The 18,161-nt window shown below is 63.4% G+C and carries 20 protein-coding genes; 12 read left to right on the plus strand and 8 right to left on the minus strand.

Annotated elements, in window-relative coordinates; genetic code table 11:
* Positions 1-2: 2 nt before the first annotated feature.
* From M2267_RS01360 to dnaN, 3 genes are all read right to left on the minus strand, one after another.
* On the minus strand, positions 3-590 hold the full coding sequence (locus M2267_RS01360; RefSeq protein ID WP_429112043.1) for a histidine phosphatase family protein: 588 nt from the start codon (positions 588-590) through the stop codon (positions 3-5).
* 4 nt (positions 591-594) lie between these two features.
* On the minus strand, positions 595-1,197 hold the full coding sequence (pmtA, locus tag M2267_RS01365; protein WP_082005986.1) for a phospholipid N-methyltransferase PmtA: 603 nt from the start codon (positions 1,195-1,197) through the stop codon (positions 595-597).
* Between the two features lie 237 nt (positions 1,198-1,434).
* A complete protein-coding gene (dnaN, locus tag M2267_RS01370) occupies positions 1,435-2,553 on the minus strand; it encodes a DNA polymerase III subunit beta (protein ID WP_429112044.1) in 1,119 nt (372 codons plus the stop codon).
* A 252-nt stretch (positions 2,554-2,805) separates the two neighbouring features.
* Here dnaN and rsmI point away from each other — a divergent pair, with 252 nt between their 5' ends.
* The 10 genes from rsmI (at position 2,806) to M2267_RS01420 (ending at position 13,025) form a co-directional block, all read left to right on the plus strand.
* Positions 2,806-3,735 carry a 16S rRNA (cytidine(1402)-2'-O)-methyltransferase gene (gene rsmI / locus M2267_RS01375; RefSeq protein ID WP_429112045.1) on the plus strand — a complete coding sequence of 310 codons (930 nt, stop codon included), beginning with the start codon at positions 2,806-2,808 and terminating at the stop codon, positions 3,733-3,735.
* Positions 3,725-4,093 (plus strand): YraN family protein, encoded by a 369-nt coding sequence (locus M2267_RS01380; protein ID WP_429112047.1) that lies wholly within the window; start codon positions 3,725-3,727, stop codon positions 4,091-4,093. The genes rsmI and M2267_RS01380 overlap by 11 nt, the downstream gene beginning before the upstream one ends.
* Positions 4,094-4,252: 159 nt before the next feature.
* Positions 4,253-5,551: an extracellular solute-binding protein gene (locus tag M2267_RS01385; protein ID WP_429112049.1), complete on the plus strand. Its 1,299-nt coding sequence runs from the start codon at positions 4,253-4,255 to the stop codon at positions 5,549-5,551.
* A 5-nt stretch (positions 5,552-5,556) separates the two neighbouring features.
* Positions 5,557-6,561: an ABC transporter permease subunit gene (locus M2267_RS01390; protein WP_429112050.1), complete on the plus strand. Its 1,005-nt coding sequence runs from the start codon at positions 5,557-5,559 to the stop codon at positions 6,559-6,561.
* A 10-nt stretch (positions 6,562-6,571) separates the two neighbouring features.
* Positions 6,572-7,414, plus strand: coding sequence for a sn-glycerol-3-phosphate ABC transporter permease UgpE (ugpE, locus tag M2267_RS01395; RefSeq protein ID WP_065775942.1), 843 nt, complete (start codon positions 6,572-6,574; stop codon positions 7,412-7,414).
* Positions 7,415-7,479: 65 nt separating this feature from the next.
* A complete protein-coding gene (locus M2267_RS01400; protein ID WP_429112052.1) occupies positions 7,480-8,592 on the plus strand; it encodes a sn-glycerol-3-phosphate import ATP-binding protein UgpC in 1,113 nt (370 codons plus the stop codon).
* Complete coding sequence (locus M2267_RS01405; RefSeq protein ID WP_429112054.1) at positions 8,589-9,578, plus strand: endonuclease/exonuclease/phosphatase family protein; 990 nt, start codon at positions 8,589-8,591, stop codon at positions 9,576-9,578. The genes M2267_RS01400 and M2267_RS01405 overlap by 4 nt, the downstream gene beginning before the upstream one ends.
* A gap of 147 nt (positions 9,579-9,725) precedes the next feature.
* Positions 9,726-10,673 carry a glutathione synthase gene (gene gshB, locus M2267_RS01410; protein ID WP_429112056.1) on the plus strand — a complete coding sequence of 316 codons (948 nt, stop codon included), beginning with the start codon at positions 9,726-9,728 and terminating at the stop codon, positions 10,671-10,673.
* A 216-nt stretch (positions 10,674-10,889) separates the two neighbouring features.
* A complete protein-coding gene (locus tag M2267_RS01415) occupies positions 10,890-12,422 on the plus strand; it encodes a YifB family Mg chelatase-like AAA ATPase (protein WP_429112057.1) in 1,533 nt (510 codons plus the stop codon).
* 114 nt (positions 12,423-12,536) lie between these two features.
* Positions 12,537-13,025 carry an SRPBCC domain-containing protein gene (locus tag M2267_RS01420; protein WP_429112059.1) on the plus strand — a complete coding sequence of 163 codons (489 nt, stop codon included), beginning with the start codon at positions 12,537-12,539 and terminating at the stop codon, positions 13,023-13,025.
* 77 nt (positions 13,026-13,102) lie between these two features.
* On the opposite strand, the gene cysK is transcribed toward M2267_RS01420, so the two are convergent.
* Complete coding sequence (gene cysK / locus M2267_RS01425; protein WP_429112061.1) at positions 13,103-14,071, minus strand: cysteine synthase A; 969 nt, start codon at positions 14,069-14,071, stop codon at positions 13,103-13,105.
* A gap of 137 nt (positions 14,072-14,208) precedes the next feature.
* On the minus strand, positions 14,209-14,826 hold the full coding sequence (locus M2267_RS01430; RefSeq protein ID WP_043615483.1) for a LysE family translocator: 618 nt from the start codon (positions 14,824-14,826) through the stop codon (positions 14,209-14,211).
* 174 nt (positions 14,827-15,000) lie between these two features.
* Here M2267_RS01430 and M2267_RS01435 point away from each other — a divergent pair, with 174 nt between their 5' ends.
* Positions 15,001-15,633 carry a LysE family translocator gene (locus M2267_RS01435; RefSeq protein WP_043615486.1) on the plus strand — a complete coding sequence of 211 codons (633 nt, stop codon included), beginning with the start codon at positions 15,001-15,003 and terminating at the stop codon, positions 15,631-15,633.
* Positions 15,634-15,672: 39 nt separating this feature from the next.
* Here M2267_RS01435 and M2267_RS01440 read toward each other — a convergent pair whose 3' ends face one another.
* Together M2267_RS01440 and M2267_RS01445 are read right to left on the minus strand one after the other, a co-directional pair.
* Positions 15,673-15,978 carry an NIPSNAP family protein gene (locus M2267_RS01440; RefSeq protein WP_429112063.1) on the minus strand — a complete coding sequence of 102 codons (306 nt, stop codon included), beginning with the start codon at positions 15,976-15,978 and terminating at the stop codon, positions 15,673-15,675.
* Positions 15,975-16,889, minus strand: coding sequence for a DMT family transporter (locus M2267_RS01445; RefSeq protein WP_429112065.1), 915 nt, complete (start codon positions 16,887-16,889; stop codon positions 15,975-15,977). The genes M2267_RS01440 and M2267_RS01445 overlap by 4 nt, the downstream gene beginning before the upstream one ends.
* A 132-nt stretch (positions 16,890-17,021) precedes the next feature.
* On the opposite strand from M2267_RS01445, the gene M2267_RS01450 reads away from it, so the two are divergent.
* The gene (locus M2267_RS01450; RefSeq protein ID WP_060608367.1) at positions 17,022-17,459 is read left to right on the plus strand and encodes an Lrp/AsnC family transcriptional regulator; all 438 of its coding nucleotides are present in this window, start codon (positions 17,022-17,024) and stop codon (positions 17,457-17,459) included.
* A gap of 154 nt (positions 17,460-17,613) precedes the next feature.
* On the opposite strand, the gene dut is transcribed toward M2267_RS01450, so the two are convergent.
* Positions 17,614-18,087, minus strand: a complete 474-nt coding sequence (gene dut, locus M2267_RS01455; protein WP_429112067.1) for a dUTP diphosphatase — start codon at positions 18,085-18,087, stop codon at positions 17,614-17,616.
* Between the last annotated feature and the right edge of the window lie 74 nt (positions 18,088-18,161).

Consider the following 18,161-nt stretch of genomic DNA (forward strand, 5'->3'; position numbering starts at 1 on the left):
GTCTAAATCCCCTGCCAGTGTTCCATCGGGGTCCAGTCGCATGCGACGGCTCGATCCGCAAGGCGGAAAGCAAAGACATTGCCGCCGCCGCCACCCTTCTGGTCGGCGGCGCGCGAGATCGGCGCGCCGGTGAGCCGGCATTTCAGAAGCGTGCCGACGCCGCCATGGCCCACGAAGGCGATCGGGATCTTCGGGTCGTGGTCCTCGAGGATCCGAAAGACCGCATCCGAGATGCGGGCCTGGGCGTCGATCGCCCGCTCCCAGCCCTTGAAGCTCTCGGTGGGATTGGCGAAGAACCAGTCAGCCGCCTTCTCGAATTCCGGCGGCGGCAGGAAGCCGGTAGCCGAGCGATCGTTCTCGCCCATGTCGTGGTGCACCTCGACCGTCACGCCGGCCGCATCGGCCAGCAGCTGTGCGGTCTCGATCGCCTTGGTTTCGTCGCTCGAAACGATCCGTCCGAGCGATCGCACCCAGGGCAACGCGGCGGTGATGACCGCGCGTTCGCGGCCAACCGTGGAAAGGCCCCATTGCGGGACGGGCACATCAGGATCGATCTGGACCTGCGGATGGGTGACGTAGACGCCGAACATCCTGTCAGTGCGCCCGGCGATAGACCCAGAGCTGCGCCGGCGGAATGTTGCGCACGACGAAGTCGAGATGCTGGATGCTGTAGCGGTCCGGCATGGCAACGACGGGCGACAAAGGTCCGTAGGAAATCTGCACGACCGGCCGGCCGACCGGAATGCGCGACAGCAGATCGTCGATCAGTTCGACGCGCCGGTGCATCGGGAAGTTCAGAAGCGGCACCGCCGAGACGACGCTGTCAAAGGTCTGGCCATTGAGTTCGCCAAGGGTATGCTCCAGATCGAAAGCATCGCCGTTGATGAAGTTGACGCCGTTGAAGTTGGTCTTGAGCTGATTGTAGAAATCGGTCGAATACTCGATCGACACGAGATTGGACGGCTCAAGGCCACGCTCCAGGATCGCCTTGGTGATGACGCCAGTGCCGGGGCCGAGCTCAAGAACCGGTAGGCCCGAGGCCGGGTTGATGACGCTTGCCATTCGGCGCGCGGTGACGGAGGAGGTCGGCAGGATCGCGCCGACGGCCTTGGCGTTGCTCATCCATCCCTTGAAAAAGCGAATCTCCTCGTCGAACTTCCGTCCGAGCCGTTCCTTCACCTTCACGCGCAAATTCATTGAACCCCTCAAAACCGCTGTCCTCTCCTCGCACAGGCCGTCCGCGCAAAATTCCCCACCCGGTGATTCGAGCCGGTGGCGGCGGCGTCAACATAATGTGTCCCCATCTGCGGCAAAAACAAGTCTGTCTGCGCCTGAAAGCGTTCGCTTATCAACAGCCCGCAAATGCCGCGGCCAACAAAAAACCCGCCACGCGCGGGCGTGACGGGTTGGCAATTCCTGCCACGTCAGGCCCGGCTACACGCGCATCGGCATGAGCACATAGAGCGCATCTTCAGCGGCCAGATCACGGACGAGCGTCGGCGAGCCCGGGTCTGCCAGCATGAAGATCGCATCGGTGCCGGTCAGCTGCGACGTGATGTCGAGCAGGTACTTGGCGTTGAAGCCAATTTCGAGCGGATCGTGGTCGTAGCCGACGGGCAGTTCTTCCGTAGCACTGCCGGAATCCGGATTGTTGACCGTCAGCGTCATCTGGCCTTCGTTCAGCGCCAGCTTGACGGCGCGGCCACGCTCCGACGAGATCGTCGATACGCGGTCGACGGCCTGGGCGAAGGACTGGCAATCGACGCGCAGTTCCTTGTCGTTGTTGGCCGGGATGACACGCTGGTAGTCGGGGAAGGTGCCGTCGATCAGCTTCGAGGTCATGACGATCGAGCCCATCGTCAGGCGGATCTTGGCGTCGGAGACTTCGACGGTGACGACGAGATCCGGGTTGTCGAGCAGCTTCTGCAATTCGCTGACGGTCTTGCGCGGGATGATGATGCCCGGCATGCCTTCGGAACCCGACGGCGCTTCGACGTCGGCGCGCGCCAGGCGGTGGCCGTCGGTTGCGACGGCGCGCAGCTTCAGTTCACCCTTGCTTTCAACCGTGTGGACGAAGATGCCGTTGAGATAGTAGCGGGTTTCCTCGGTCGAGATCGCGAACTGGGTGCGATCGATCAACATCTTGAGGTCGGTCGCCTTGAGGCGGAACGAGTGCGAGAAGCTGCCGGCGGTCAGGTCCGGGAAGTCGGATTGCGGCAGGCACTGCAGCGAGAACTTGGAGCGGCCCGAGGCGACGGTCATCGCCGTGCCTTCGGTGTTGGTGGCGAGCAGCACTTCCGAACCGTCGGGCAGCTTGCGCACGATGTCGTAGAGCAGGTGCGCCGGCACGGTGGTCGCGCCTGCCTGTTCCACCTGCGCCGGTGTCGCCTCGGTGATTTCGAGGTCGAGGTCGGTCGCCTTCATTTCGAGGCTGGCGCCGTCGGAACGCAGGAGCACGTTCGAGAGGATCGGGATCGTGTTTCGCCGCTCCACCACGCGGTGCACGTGGTTCAGCGATTTCAGGAGGTTGGATCGCTCGAGAGTAATGCGCATGGGATGCCGCTTTCAACCATTGCCCGGCGGGCGAAACGTCCGCCTGAGCGTCAACTGCGAGTGCCCCGGCCGACCGACCGGATAGATGTGGACCGGCAAAATGGCAGAAAGAGCGCCCGGAAAGCAAGGGGTTTGAGGGCTTCTGTCCCCAGATGCGGCACGTAGGCCCGCCGTCTTGCCCTTGCTCTGTCATGGTGGCTCACTCATAAAGGCCGGATAGACACATCGGTCAGCACGATCAGGACGTTACAGGTGGAAAAGCAGAAGACAGCGGAACCGGCAGGCGGACAAAGGGAGCGCAGCTATCGGCTGCACAATGTGAGCGTTCCGGCCCGCCCCCTCGATGCCGCGCTCTATCTGGTGGCGACCCCGATCGGCAATCTCGGCGATATCACGTTGCGGGCGCTGGAAACGCTGGCCGGCGCCGATGTGCTGGCCTGCGAGGACACGCGGGTTACACGCGTGCTGCTCGACCGCTACGGCATCGTCAATCGTCCCTACGCCTACCACGAGCACAATGCCGACGAGGTCGGGCCGCGCTTGCTGGCAGCGCTCGCGGAGGGGCGTTCGGTGGCGCTGGTGTCCGATGCCGGCACGCCGCTGGTCTCCGACCCCGGCTATCGCTTGGGGCAGCTTGCGATCGAAGCCGGACATCGCGTCGTGCCGATCCCCGGCGCCTCGGCGCCGCTGGCAGCCCTCGTCGGTTCGGGCCTGCCGAACGATGCTTTCCTTTTTGCCGGTTTCCTGCCGACCAAGGACAAGGCCAAGCGCGATCGCTTCAGGGAACTCGCCGCCGTGCCGGCAACCATCCTGTTCTTCGAATCGCCACACCGGATCGCTGCAACCGTCGCTGCGGCAGCCGAGGTCCTGGGCGAGGGCAGGCGGGCCTCCGTCTGCCGAGAACTGACCAAGACCTTCGAGGAGTTTCGCCGCGGCACGCTTGGCGAGCTTGCCGTTCATTATGAAGAGGCGGGGCCGGTCAAGGGCGAGATCGTGCTCGTCATCGGCCCTCCTGACGCCGCGCCCGAACCGGAAGCGGCCGATGTCGATGCGCTGCTGCAAAGCCTCGTTGCCGACATGCCCACCGGCAAGGCGGCAACCGAAGCCGCCCGCCAGACGGGCCTGCCGCGCAAGGAACTCTATGATCGGCTGCTGCAACTGAAAGAGCGCCATGACGACTGATGGCGGCGACAAGCGGAAGCTGAAGGCGCTGAGGCGAGGATACCTTGCCGAATACCGGGCCGCGCTTTGTCTCCTGCTCAAGGGCTACCGCATCGTCGCCATGCGCCATCGCACCAAACTTGGCGAGATCGACATCATTGCAAGGCGGGGCGACCTCATCGCCTGCGTCGAGGTCAAGGCCCGCCGCTCGGCCGAAGACGGCGTCTTCGCCGTAACGGCGACCGCACAGAGGCGCATTCGTGCCGCAAGCGATCTCTGGCTGGCGAAACAGCCGGATTTCAACAGGCTTTCCGTACGTTACGACATCGTCACGGTGACGCCCTGGGGCTGGCCGCGGCACCTGCCGGATGCGTTCTGAATCGGCGCATAATGAAGGAAAATGATTGCGTTGTTCCGCGGGTGCCCTCGTTGGAACATATTCTCGAATTTGTAATCGTTCCGACATAAAAGCGTTACGGGCCTGTCATTGAAGGTCACTAGTCCACTGCCATCCGCAACCCGGTGGAGAGGATTAGTCATGTTCAAGAAGTTTACGCTCGCAGCCCTTACCCTTGCATTTTCCGCGACCTCGTCGCTTGCCGCGACCAATATTACCTGGTGGCACGGCATGGCCGGCCGCAACGGCGAAGTCATCAATGAAGTTTCCAAGAAGTTCAACGAAGCCCAGAGCGCCTGCGCGCTGACCCCGGTTTCCAAGGGCACCTACGAGGAAGCGCTCGCTTCCGGTATCGCCGCCTTCCGCTCGGGCGAACAGCCGAACATCCTGCAGGTCTTCGACGCCGGTGCCGCCACCATCATCAACGCCAAGGGCGCGGTCATCCCGGCTGAAGACCTGATCATCAAGGCCGGCCACGACTTCGACCGCAATGCCTTCATCGACGGTGTGCGCTACTTCTACGCCGACAGCGAAGGCAAGTTCGTCGGCATGCCGTTCAACTCGTCGGCGCCGATCATGTACATCAACGACGAAGCGCTGAAGAAGGCCGGCGTCGAAGCGCCGAAGACCTGGGAAGAGTTCGAAGCTGCCGCCCCGAAGCTGAAAGAGGCCGGCTACATCCCGCTCGTCCAGTCGCAGCTGACCTGGCAGTTCACCGAGAACTTCTTCTCGCGCAACAACATCCAGTTCGCCACCAACAACAACGGCTACGACGCCGTCGTCGACACCGAGCTGAAGGTCACCGACCCGAACCTCGTGATGATGTTCGACAAGCTCAAGGCCTGGAAGGACGAAGGCTACTTCGCGTTCTACGGCGCCGGCTGGAATGACAACCAGAAGGTCTTCGAAGAAGGCAAGGCCGCGTTCTGGATCGGTTCGTCGGGCTCCTTCGGCGGCCTGCAGAAGACGGCGCAGATGCCGTTCTCGGCAACCTTCCTGCCCTATTGGGGCTCGATCAAGGGCGCCGGCACCAACTCCTTCATCGGCGGTGCTGCTCTGTTTGCCATGTCCGGCAAGTCGGATGAGGAAAACAAGTGCGTTGCCGACTTCTTCCAGTTCCTGACCTCGCCTGAGATCCAGTACTTCTACCACAAGGCCACCGGCTACGTCGCCATCACCAAGGCAGCCTACGAGCTTGCCCAGAAGGACGGCTACTACAAGGAGAAGCCGGTTGCCGAAGTCGGCATCAAGCAGCTCATGCTGCCGGCGGGCGACTGGTCGAAGGGCTACCGCCTCGGCTTCTACCCGCAGATCCGCGAAATCATGGAACGCGAATACGGCCGCATCTTCTCGGGCGAAACGACCGTCAAGGACGCGTTCGATACGATCGAGAAGGAAGGCAACGAGCTGCTCGCTCGCTTCGCCAAGACGGCCGGCTGATCTCCATGTCGACCGTGACAGATCTCCTCCCCGCAGCGCGGGGAGGGACCGGAGCAAAGACCGGGAGGCGTCGCTTCGGCGCCTTCCGGCTTTTCGGTGGCCAGTCGAATAGCGGAGGGGAAAGCGCTGCAAAGCGTGTGCAATTCTCCTCGCGGTTCCTGCCTTACCTCTTCCTCGCGCCGCAGCTCGCGATCATCTTCATCTTCTTCTACTGGCCCTCGGTTCAGGCGATCCAGTCGTCCTTCTATCTCGAAGACCCCTTCGGCTTCGGCTCGACCTTCGTCGGCATGACCAACTATACGGACGCGCTGAAGTCAGGCGAATATCTCGGCATCGCCCGCTTTACCGCGGTCTTCACGGCGCTCGTGACGTTCTTTGCGCTGTCGATCGGCCTGCTGCTCGCCGTCAAGGCCGACGGCGTCATCCGCGGCAACGCCGCCTACAAGACGCTGCTCATCTGGGTCTACGCCATCGCCCCGCCGGTTGCGGGTCTGATCGGCATGATGTTCTTCGACCAGCATATCGGCCCGATCGTCGAGCTCGCCCGCTGGTTTGGCTGGGACATCAAGGTCGGTCTGAATTACTTCGACACCGCCTTTTCCATGGTGGTCGTCTCGGTCTGGAAACAGATCCCCTACAATTTCATCTTCTTCCTCTCGGGGCTCCAGGGCATTCCGGTCTCGGTGCGCGAGGCGGCGGCGATCGACTGCCGCTCGGGCTTCCGCCGCTTCTGGACCGTCATCCTGCCGCTTCTGGCGCCGACCGCCTTCTTCCTGCTGATCATCAACGTCACCTACGCGCTGTTCGACACCTTCGGCGTCATCGACGTGATGGTGAAGGACAAGGCGGCGAACAACCCGATCACCCTTGTCTACAAGGTCTACATGGATGGTTTCCGCGGCAACGACCTCGGCGGCTCCTCCGCCCAGTCGGTCATCCTGATGCTCATCGTCTTCGTGCTCACCATTTTCCAGTTCCGCTTCATCGAGCGGCGCGTGCACTACAATTGAGGTGGGGCCGATGTATCGCACCAAGATTTTCGACCACGTCATCCTGCTCTTCGGCGTCTTCATCATGGTGGCGCCGGTTGTCGTCGCCTTCATGACCTCGACCCACGAGGCGGCCGATATTCACCGCAACGGCCTCAGCCTCACCTGGGGCGGCCATTTCGTCGAAACCTATCAGACGGTGCTGACCCGTGAGGGCGGCTTCACCGGCAAGATCACCGGCTTCAACATGATGCTGAACTCGATGATCCTGGGCTTGGGCTTTGCCGTCGGCAAGATCGTGCTGTCCATGCTGGCCGCCTATGCGCTGGTCTATTTCCGCTTTCCGCTCGCGACCTTCTTCTTCTGGGTGATCTTCACGACGCTGCTCCTGCCGCTCGAAGTGCGCATCCTGCCGTCCTATGAAGTGATGAACACGTTGAAGCTGACCAACACCTATACCGGCCTGATCGTGCCGCTTCTCGCCTCGGCGACGGGCACCTTCTACTTCCGGCAGTTTTTCAAGTCGGTGCCGGACGAGTTGCTGGAGGCCGCGCGCATCGACGGCGCCGGACCCTTCAAGTTCTTCATCGACGTGCTGGTGCCGCTCTCGCGCACGATGATGGCGGCGATCTTCATCATCATGTTCGTCTACGGCTGGAACCAGTATCTCTGGCCGACCTTGATGACGACCGACGAAGGCTTCTTCACGCTGGTGCGCGGCATCAAGCAGATCCTGCTCGTCTGGGTCGGCTCGAACATCCCCGACTACAACGAGGCCTTTGCGCTGGCGATCCTCGCCATGCTGCCGCCTGTCATGATCGTGGTGATCTTCCAGCGCTGGTTCATCAAGGGCCTGACTGAAAGCGACAAGTAAGCGGAGCTGCGGCGGGGCACAGATCCCGCCCGCTCCTGAAACGACACAAATTTACGGAGGCAGCCATGGCGGCCATTACCATCGCCGAGGTCTCGAAGATCTATCACGGCAATGTCGAGGCGGTGAAATCCGTCTCCATCGACATCGAGGACGGCGAATTCATCGTGCTGGTCGGCCCGTCCGGCTGCGGCAAGTCCACGCTCTTGCGCATGGTCGCCGGCCTTGAAACGATATCCAAGGGCACGGTGACGATCGGCTCGCGCGTCATCAACGACGTCGATCCGGCCGAGCGCGACATCGCCATGGTCTTCCAGAACTACGCGCTCTATCCGCACATGACCGTCTACGACAACCTCGCCTACGGTCTGAAGAACCGCAAGACGCCGAAGGCCGAGATCGACGCCCGCGTCGCCGAAGCCGCGCGCATGCTGGAGATCGAGCCGTATCTCTCCCGCAAGCCCCGCGCGCTCTCGGGCGGCCAGCGCCAGCGCGTCGCCATGGGCCGCGCCATCGTGCGCAAGCCGGCGGCCTTCCTGTTCGACGAGCCGCTCTCCAACCTCGATGCCAAGCTGCGCGTGTCGATGCGCGGCGAGATCAAGCGCCTGCAGAAGCGTCTCGGCACGACCTCGCTCTACGTCACCCACGACCAGCTCGAAGCGATGACGCTTGCCGACCGGCTGGTAGTCCTGAACGGCGGCCGCATCGAGCAGATCGGCCGGCCGCTCGACGTCTACCACCGTCCGGCCTCGACCTTCGTCGCGAGTTTCATCGGCTCACCGGCGATGAACCTGATCAAGGGGCACATCGAAGGCGGTAGCCTACAGATCGGCCTCTACCGGATAGACCTCGCCGCCCGCGCGCCGGTGGAGGGTGCCGTCACCGTTGGCCTTCGCGCCGAGGATCTCCGGCTTGCGGGCGTCGGCGAGGACGCCATGCTGTTTCAGGTCGACTATGTCGAGGAACTGGGCGCCCAGCGGCTCGTGCATGGCGCCATCGAGGGCCAGGCGCTGACTATCGCGCTGTCTCCGGAAACGCCGCTGTCGGGCGATCTCGCGGTGACCATCGCGGTCGACCGCCTGCACTTCTTCTCGCCCGAGACCGGAACGCGGCTGGAGCGCGGCACGTCGTTTGCCAATGAAGCCCCGGCGCAGACCCTTCGCCTGGAGACCGCATCGTGATTTTCGAAACCGTCGAGCAACTTGCCGTTCCCTCGCTTGAAACCCGCGCCAGCTTTGCCGAGATCGTTCGCACCATCGCCGCCCATGACGCCGCCATGGCTGCCCGGCCGGAGATGAACAGCGTCGAGGTCGGCGGTACGCCTTCGTCGGCCGCGCCGCTCGCTTTTCCGTTCACCGTCGCTGCGTGGAACCTGGAGCGCTGCCTGTTTGCGCCGGAAAGTGCTGCACATCTGGCTGAAACGGGCGCGCCGGTCGTCCTGCTTTCGGAAATGGACAACGGCATGGCCCGCACCGGCCAGCTTCATCCGACCGCCGAAGTCGCCGATACGCTCGGCATGCAATACGCCTATGGCATCGAGTTTATCGAGCTTGGCCTCGGCTCCGACACCGAGCGCGAATTCTGCGAGGACGATTTCAACGCCAAGGGTTTCCATGGCAATGCGTTGATGGCATCCGTGCCGCTCGGTCGACCCTTCATGTTGCGCCTCTGGGGTGAACGCCTGTGGTTCACCGATGGCGAGCAGCCGCGCCTTGGCGAACGTATGGCAATCGGCGCCGTCATTGAGACCGAGGCTGGTCCCTTCGTCGCCGTCTCCACCCATCTCGAAAGCGCAACGACCGCCGTCTATCGCGAGCGCCAGGTCAAGGAATTGATCGACGCGCTCGATGACGCCTTCCCGGGCCTGCCGCTGCTGATCGGCGGTGACCTCAACACCGGCAACCATGCCGGCGGCGACTTCGAGGCCGAAGGCCTCTTTGCCGTCAGTGCCTCACGCGGCTTTACCCGCCACGGCGGCTCGCTCGACATCATGACCACACGGCCGAGCCTCATCACCCGCTGGCCGGAACGGGCGATGAAGCTCGACTGGTTCCTGTCGCGCGGTCTGAAAATTGGCGAGACCCGCATCATCCCGTCGCTCGACGAAACCGGCCGGCCGCTTTCGGACCACGATCTCATCACCTGCGTCGTCGAAGGCTTCGAATAGGCCCGGCTCTCCTTGCCTAAGGCCCGCCCGCATTCTACATGTCGAGGGCTTTATCAGTGCGGCAGGGGGCGACGGTTTTCTCGCCCTCTTTCGCTCAGGCGGTTTGAAATCGATCACGGCTGTCCGTGATCCATGAGGGATGGGTAGATGGCGAAAATCGTCAATGTCGGGGTCCAGATGGACCATGTGTCAGGCATCAACATTGCGGGGGATTCCACCTTCGCCATGAGCCTCGAGGCACAGTCGCGCGGCTATCGCCTTTTCCACTACACGCCCGAAAAGCTGTCGCTGCGCGACGGCAAGGTCTATGCGAGCGTGCAGCCGATGACGCTGCGCGACGTCAAGGGTGACCACTTCACGCTTGGCGAAGCCGAGCGTGTCGATCTTTCGACCATGGACGTCATCCTGCTCCGTCAGGACCCGCCCTTCGACATGGCCTACATCACCTCGACGCATCTGCTCGAGCGCCTGCATCCGAAGACGCTCGTCGTCAACGATCCGGCCTGGGTGCGCAACTCGCCGGAGAAGATCTTCGTCACCGAATTTGCCGACCTGATGCCGAAGACGCTGATCACCCGCGATCCCGCCGAAATCGCAAGCTTCCGCCAGGAAATGGGCGACATCATCCTGAAGCCGCTCTACGGCAATGGCGGCGCAGGCGTCTTCCACTCGACCCGCGACGACCGCAACATGTCGTCGCTGCTGGAAATGTTCGGGCAGATGTTCCGCGAGCCCTTCATCGCCCAGGAATACCTGCCGGCGGTGCGCAAGGGCGACAAGCGCATCCTGCTCGTCGACGGCGAGCCGGTGGGCGCCATCAATCGCGTTCCGGCGGACCATGACGCCCGCTCCAACATGCATGCCGGCGGCCGCCCCGAGCCGACGGAGTTGACGGCACGCGAAAAGGAAATCTGCGCCCGCATCGCGCCGGCACTCAAGAAGCGCGGCTTCCTCTTCGTCGGCATCGACGTCATCGGCGACTACATGACCGAGATCAACGTGACCTCGCCGACCGGCATCCGCGAAGTCAAGAAGTTCGGCGGCGCCGATGTCGCGAGCCTGCTTTGGGACGCGATCGAACGCAAGCGCGCCTGATCGGCACTAGCTTGTAACCTGCCACCGGTGGAACAAGCGTGCCGCGGGTCTTTGCCCGCGGCCGTTTTCTGGAACGGCCCCTTGCCGGTGCGTCCACGCCTTTCAAGTGTTCTGTTATTGTTCTTGTTTTTGTGCGCGATCCGTGCAAGGCTTCTGCCTGCAACCCTGGGCGGTTGCGGCGCCCGATAGCCGGGCTGCCTGGGCGAGGGGGCAAGCATGGTCGCGCGCGTCAGCACGGTCGCATTTCAGGGTATCGAGGGACTGCCTGTTGATGTGCAGGTGATGGTCGCGCCGGGCAAGGTCGGCATGCAGATCGTCGGCCTGCCAGACAAGGCCGTCGCCGAAAGCCGCGAGCGGGTGCAGGCCGCGTTGCATGCCTCCGGTCTCGCCCTGCCGGCCAAGCGGGTGACCGTCAATCTCGCGCCCGCCGACCTGCCGAAGGAAGGCAGCCATTTCGACCTAGCCATCGCACTCGGGCTGATGGCAGCCCTCGGCGCCATCCCCGGCGATGCACTGGCGCCATACGTCGTCATCGGTGAACTCAATCTCGATGGCACCATTGCCGCCGTTGCCGGAGCGCTTCCCGCGGCAATCGGCGCCAATGCGCTCGGCAAGGGGCTGATCTGCCCGGCCGAAAGCGGACCCGAGGCGGCCTGGGCCGGCGCCGAGATCGATATCCTGGCGCCGCGCAGCCTGATCGCGATCGCCAACCATTTCCGCGGCACGCAGGTGCTTTCGCGGCCTGAGGCCGCCATCCGCTCGGGCGCATCGAACCTGCCCGATCTCGCCGACATCAAGGGGCAGGAGAGCGCCAAGCGGGCGCTCGAGGTGGCTGCTGCCGGCAACCACAATCTCTTGATGGTCGGCCCGCCCGGATCGGGCAAGTCGATGCTTGCCGCCCGCCTGCCGTCGATCCTGCCGCCGCTCAATCCGGCCGAATTGCTCGAAGTCTCGATGATCCACTCGATCGCCGGGCAGCTGCCGGGCGGCAAGCTTTCGGACCGGCGGCCGTTTCGCACGCCGCACCATTCCGCCACCATGGCCGCGATGGTTGGTGGCGGCCTTCGCGCCAAGCCCGGCGAGGCGTCGCTCGCCCATCACGGCGTGTTGTTCCTTGACGAGTTCCCAGAATTCACGCCGCAGGTACTCGATGCGCTGCGCCAGCCGCTCGAAACGGCCGAATGCATCATCGCCCGCGCCAATCACCGGGTGAGCTATCCCGCCGCGATCCAACTTGTCGCCGCCATGAACCCCTGCCGCTGCGGCATGGCCGGCGAGCCGGGTCGTAGCTGCGCCCGCGGCCCGCGCTGTATGTCCGACTACCAGGCGCGTATCTCCGGCCCGCTGATGGACCGCATCGATATCCGCATCGACGTGCCGGCCGTCAGTGCCGCCGACCTCTTGAAGCCGGCAGCGGCCGAAAGCAGCGAGGTCGTCGCCCGTCGCGTCGCCCGCGCCCGCGCCATGCAGATCGACCGTTTTGCCGCCCTCGGCCATGCGGAGCTGACCAGCAATGCTCGCGCATCGACCTCGCTGATCGAGAAGATTGCGGCACCCGATGCGGCCGGGCTGCAGCTTCTCAGGGACGCTGCCGAAAAGATGAAGTTCTCCGCCCGCGGCTACCACCGTGTGCTGAAGGTCGCCCGCACGCTCGCCGATCTCGATGGCGCAGTAACCGTCGGCCGCATTCATCTCGCCGAGGCGATTTCCTATCGCATTGCCGGCGAGCGGCTGCAGGCGGCTGCCTGACGAGGGCAGACAAGACTGTGCATGCCCAGCTCTCGCCGTCTCGGGCACGCATGATGCTGGAAGCGGATCGTCCAAGCTTTCTTGAAGCAGCTTGGCCGGCGAGGAGTGAACTGGATGACGGATACTCCAAAGGGCAGAAGAACCGATCGCGCCGAATGTCTGATCCAGGCGCTTCCGTCAAAGATCTACGCCGCGCTGGTCGATCACGCTGCGGTGGCGGTCTGGCTGCCGCCCGAAGGCATGAAGGGGCAGGTGCATGCTTTTGAGCCCCATGCCGGCGGCGTCTTCCGGATGACGCTGATCTACGAGACGCCGGACGGCAGGACGCAGGGCAAGAGCTCGGAGGACGCAGACATCGTTTCCGGTCGCTTCGTCGCGTTGGAGCCGGATCGGTGCGTGGTGCAGGAGACCGAGTTTCAATCCGACGATCCGGCTTTTGCCGGGACGATGCGGATCACCTGGGCGCTGGAGCCGGCGGCAGATGGCACCCGCGTCAGCGTCACCTGCGAAAACGTGCCGGAGGGCATTTCGAAGGAGGATCACGACGCCGGCCTGCGCTCGACGCTCGCCAATCTTGCAGGCTTCACGGAGCAGGCTGGCTGAAGCGGAACCACGCATCAACGACAAACAAAAAGGGCGCCCCGTGGCGCCCTTTCCAATTGTAGGTGATGCCAGCCCGATCAGCCGCCCAGGCCCTCGAAAAGCACCGTCGAGAGGTAGCGTTCGGCAAAGGACGGGATGATGACGACGATGGTCTTGCCGGCATTTTCCTCGCGCTGGCCGATCTCGATTGCGGCGGTGAGTGCGGCGCCCGCGGAAATGCCGACCGGCACGCCTTCGAGCTTGGCGACCAGGCGTGCCAATTCGATCGCCTCGGCGCTGCTGACAGTGACGATCTCGTCATAAACCGTGGTGTCGAGGATCGCCGGGGCAAAACCTGCGCCGATGCCCTGGATCTTGTGCGGGCCGGGGGCGCCACCGGAAAGAACCGGCGATTCTTCCGGCTCGACGGCGATCACCTTGATTGAGGGCTTGCGCGCCTTCAGCACCTGCCCGGCGCCGGTAATCGTGCCGCCGGTGCCGATGCCGGAGACGAAAATGTCGACCGCGCCGTCCGTGTCGTTCCAGATTTCCTCGGCCGTCGTCTTGCGGTGGATTTCCGGATTGGCCGGGTTTTCGAACTGCTGCGGGATGATGGCGTCCGGCAGCGTCTCGACCAGTTCCTGCGCCTTGGCGATCGCGCCCTTCATGCCCTTGGCGCCTTCGGTCAGTACCAGTTCGGCGCCGAGCAGCGCCAGCATCTTGCGCCGCTCCACCGACATGGTCTCCGGCATCGTCAGGATCAGCTTGTAGCCCTTGGCGGCTGCGACGAAGGCGAGCGCGATGCCGGTGTTGCCTGAGGTCGGCTCGACCAGCGTCGTGCGGCCGGGCGTAATCTTGCCTTGCGCTTCCAGGCTCTCGATCATCGCCACGCCGATACGGTCCTTGACCGATGCGATCGGGTTGAAGAATTCGAGCTTGGCCAGCAGGTTCGCCTTGACGCCCTTTTCCTTGGCAAGCTTGTCCAGCCGCACGATGGGCGTGTCACCGATCGTTTCCGTGATCGAGGAGTAGACGCGGCCGCGGCCGGGCTTGCGTGTGTCGGACATGGGTTTCTCCCTTGGGCGTGAATTGTCGAGCTATGAGAATAGGAACAATGATCGCGCAATTCCAGAACGACAAACACCGCACGGCGATCCGCCGAAGGAAAAACCACCGGCGAAGTTGTTGTTCGGGAAAAGTTTTTTCAGTTGGCGCGAACGGCGATATAGGCCGCCGTGCCGGCAAGCACGCTGGCGGCGACCCGGTTCAGCGCTTTCAGGGCCTTCGGTTGCTTGAGCAACAGGCGCGCACGCGAGGCGAGCAGCATATAGGGCACGAGCACGCTTAGGAGCACCAGGAAGGTGGCGGTCAGCAGCAGGCCGTAATCGCCGGGGCCGATCGCTCTGATGTCGATCAGCGTGGGCACGAGCGCCACGTAAAACAGCATCGTCTTCGGATTGCCGAGCGTGATCAGCAGGCCGGACAGGAAGGACATGGCCGCACTCGTCGACGGCTTTGCCTTGATGTCCTCCGGCAGTAGCCCCGCGCTCCAGAGCTTCCAGGCGATGTAAGCGAGATAGAGAACCCCGGCAAACTTCACCACCAGGAAGGCTGTGGTGAAGGTCTGGGCGATCAGCGCGAGCCCGAGGATGACGGCAGTCAGATAGATCATGTCGCCAAGCGCGATGCCGAGGCCCATGAAGAAGGTTTCGCGGAAACCGGAGCCGAGCGCGCGCGCAACCAGCGCGGTCACGCCGGGGCCGGGGATGGCAGCGGCGATGAAGAGCGCGCCGCTATAGGCGATGAGGGCCGCGAGCGTCATGGAACGTCCTTGCGAAGATGATGCCGATTTCTACCGCAAGCGGCCGAAAAAGGAAATCACCGAACTGCGATCGGCGGGCGTCCGCTGACGAAATTGACCGGGTGACAAGTCTGGCGTTGTCCGCTGCAGCGAAATGCGTAGAGCTTGCTGAAAACGAGCGAAAGGCGCCTCTCCATGCCCGAGTTGAAGGATATGATCGGCTTTGCCCTCCTGGCCCTTGGCATGGTGCTGACGCCGGGGCCGAACATGATCTATCTGATCTCGCGCTCGATCAGCCAGGGGCCTGGCGCCGGATTGATCTCGCTCGGCGGGGTGGCGCTCGGCTTCGTCGTCTACATGGTCTCGGCGGCACTCGGGATCACGGCGCTGCTCCTGGCCGTACCCTTTGCCTATGATGCGCTTCGCATCGCCGGTGCGGCCTATCTTCTCTATCTCGCCTGGCAGGCCGTCAGGCCCGGTGGCCGCTCGCCCTTTCAGGTCAAGAACCTACCGAAGGATGGGCCGAAGAAGCTGTTCGTCATGGGCTTCCTGACGAGCCTGCTCAATCCCAAGGTGGCGGTGCTCTATCTCTCGCTGCTGCCGCAATTCATCCGGCCGGAACTCGGCAACGTGCTCGGGCAATCGCTGGTCTTCGGCTCGATCCAGATCGCGACCAGCGTGACGGTCAACGCCATGATCGCGCTCGCCGCCAGCGGTATCGCCGCCTTCCTTGCCGGGCGGCCGTTGTTCATGGTGGTGCAGCGCTGGGCGATGGGTACGGCGCTGTTCGGCTTCGCGCTGAGCATGGCCTCGGAAGCGCGGCGCTAACGCGCGCTTGCCGATGCCTTCGTCAATCCCGGAGCGGGCTTACTCGAAAACCGGCCGCATGAAGCTGCGCTCGTAGCTGAGGATGCAGCGTGTCTTCTCGGCATAGGCGAAGGCGTCCTGGCATTCCGGATCCGCGGCCATTTCCTTGCGGTAGACCTCGTAGGCGGCAAGGCTCGGAAAGCTGAAGAGTGCCAGCGCAATGTTGTTCGCCCCCTCGTGCGGCAGGAAGTAGCCGTGGTGCGTGCCGCCCAGCCGATTGACGAGCGGGATCCAGAGTTTGGCGTAATGCTCGAACTCGGCCGCCTTGTAAGGGTCGATAACGTATTTCAGGTAGCAGGTGATCATGCGGTTCTCCCTTCGCGTTCCCGCTTGATAGAAGACGGAAACCGAAGTTTCCAGCCAAGGGTCATGCCGGCGGCGGCAACGAGGATCGCGACCGAGCCAGCGATCTGGATCGGCTGCAGCTGGTGCCCGAAAGCGAAGCGGTCGACGACGATCGCCGCGATCGGATAGATGAAGGAAAGCGCGCCAGTCATATGTGTCGGCAGCCGCTGGATCGCGCCGTAGAGCAGCACATACATCAGTCCGGTGTGGATGATGCCGAGGGTCAGGACGATCGACCATTGCGTTGCGCCTGACGGGGCGGGTGCGGCAAGCGCCATCGGTGCCAGCATCACGGTGCCGGTGATCACCTGGATCAGCGCGATCAGATGCGGCGGCGTGCCCTTGAGCAGCTTGGTCGCAATCGCCGCGATCGCGTAGAAGAAGGCAGCGCCGATCGAAAGCGCAACGCCGATCAGGTAGTCTTCGGGCGCGAAGCCCTGGCTGGGCTTGGCCGAAATGATCGCGAGCATGCCGGCAAACGACACCAGGAGCCAGAAGATCTTGGTGACAGTGATCTTCTCGCCGAGGAATACGGCGCCGAGCCCCAAGAGCATGAAGGGCTGGGTGTTGTAGACCATCGTCGCGATCGAGATCGATGCGTGGGAATAGGCCGCGAACAGCAGCAGCCAGTTGACCACGATCGCGATGCCGCCGATGACCGAAAGCAGCAGCATCCGCCGGCTGAAGTGGCGACGGTCGAGAAGTCCGAGCGCCCAGGCAATGGCAACGAGTGTCACGGCCCCGAAGACGCATCGCCAGAACACCACGCTCGTCACCGGCTGCCCCGACTTCAGCACGAACCAGCCGATGGTACCGGAGATCAGCATTGCTGCCGTCATCTCGATACTGCCGCGTTTGAGTTCGGTATTCATGGTCACTGCTCTCCTATTGGTGATCGCAGAATAGCCGGTACTCATGGCCTTTCCCATGGATGAACGAAGGCGATTATGCTATATTGCCTAATTATCGAAGTTCTGATTGTTGTTGTGACTTATGGTGCCGTGATGCTGGACGAGATAGACCGACGAATCCTCGACATACTGGCAGCCAATGCCCGGGTGTCGCTGAAGGAGCTGGCGCAGGAGGCGGGGCTCTCCTCTCCGAGTGCTGCGGATCGGCTGCGCAAGCTGGAAGAGCGCGGCGTCCTCGACGGTTTCACCATCGCCCTCAACCCCGCCAAGGTCGGCTACCCGCTGCAGGCGGTCATCCGCGTGCGGCCGATGCCGGGCATGTTGCACATCGTCGAGCGTCTGATCCAGGAAACGCCGGAATTCGTCGAGTGCGACAAGGTCACCGGCGACGACTGTTTCATCGCCAAGCTCTACGTGCGTGACATGGCGCAGCTCGACACGATCCTCGACCGGATCGCCGAGAAGGCGCAGACCAACACCTCGATCGTCAAATCGACGCCGGTCAAGCGCCGCCTGCCGCCGCTGGTTTAAGAACAATTCCAGGAAAAGTGTGCAGCGGTTTTCCGTCCGGGATTGCGTGAAGAAGAGCAATTCCGGGAAAAGGCGCAGCGGTTTTCCGTCCGGGATTGCGCCAGCCAAACGAGCGAACTCCAGGAAAAGTGTGAAGCGGTTTTCTGCCTGTCGATCAGACGCCGGTCGAGCCGAAGCCGCCGGCGCCGCGTGCCGTCTCGCTTGCCCCGTCGGCCTCGCGAACAGTCACCTGCGTGACCGGTGCGATCACCATCTGGGCGATGCGCATGCCGCGCTCGATGATGAACTCCTCGTCGCCGAGATTGACCAGCAGCACCTTCACTTCGCCGCGATAGTCGCTGTCGATCGTGCCGGGCGTGTTGAGGCAGGTGATGCCGTGCTTGAAGGCAAGGCCGGACCGCGGGCGGATCTGCGCCTCGTAGCCGGCGGGCACTTCGAAGATGAAGCCGGTCGGAACGAGGGCGCGCTTGCCTGGGTTCAGCATCAGCGGCCGATCGGCGGCAACGCCCGCGCGCAAATCCATGCCGGCAGCGCCTGCGGTCTCGTAGGCCGGAAGGTCCAGGCCTTCGCCGTGCGGCAGGCGAACGAGGTTGAGGGTCGGGCGGGATAGGGACGTGTGCGTGCTCATGCCCGCATAAGCCGGGCCACGGGCACCTCGGTCAATTGCATAATCGGGGCCGAGCCTGTAAAGGACGCGGCAAC

Origin of the sequence: Ensifer sp. KUDG1 (genome assembly GCF_050434285.1) — a bacterium.
Classification (GTDB): domain Bacteria; phylum Pseudomonadota; class Alphaproteobacteria; order Rhizobiales; family Rhizobiaceae; genus Ensifer.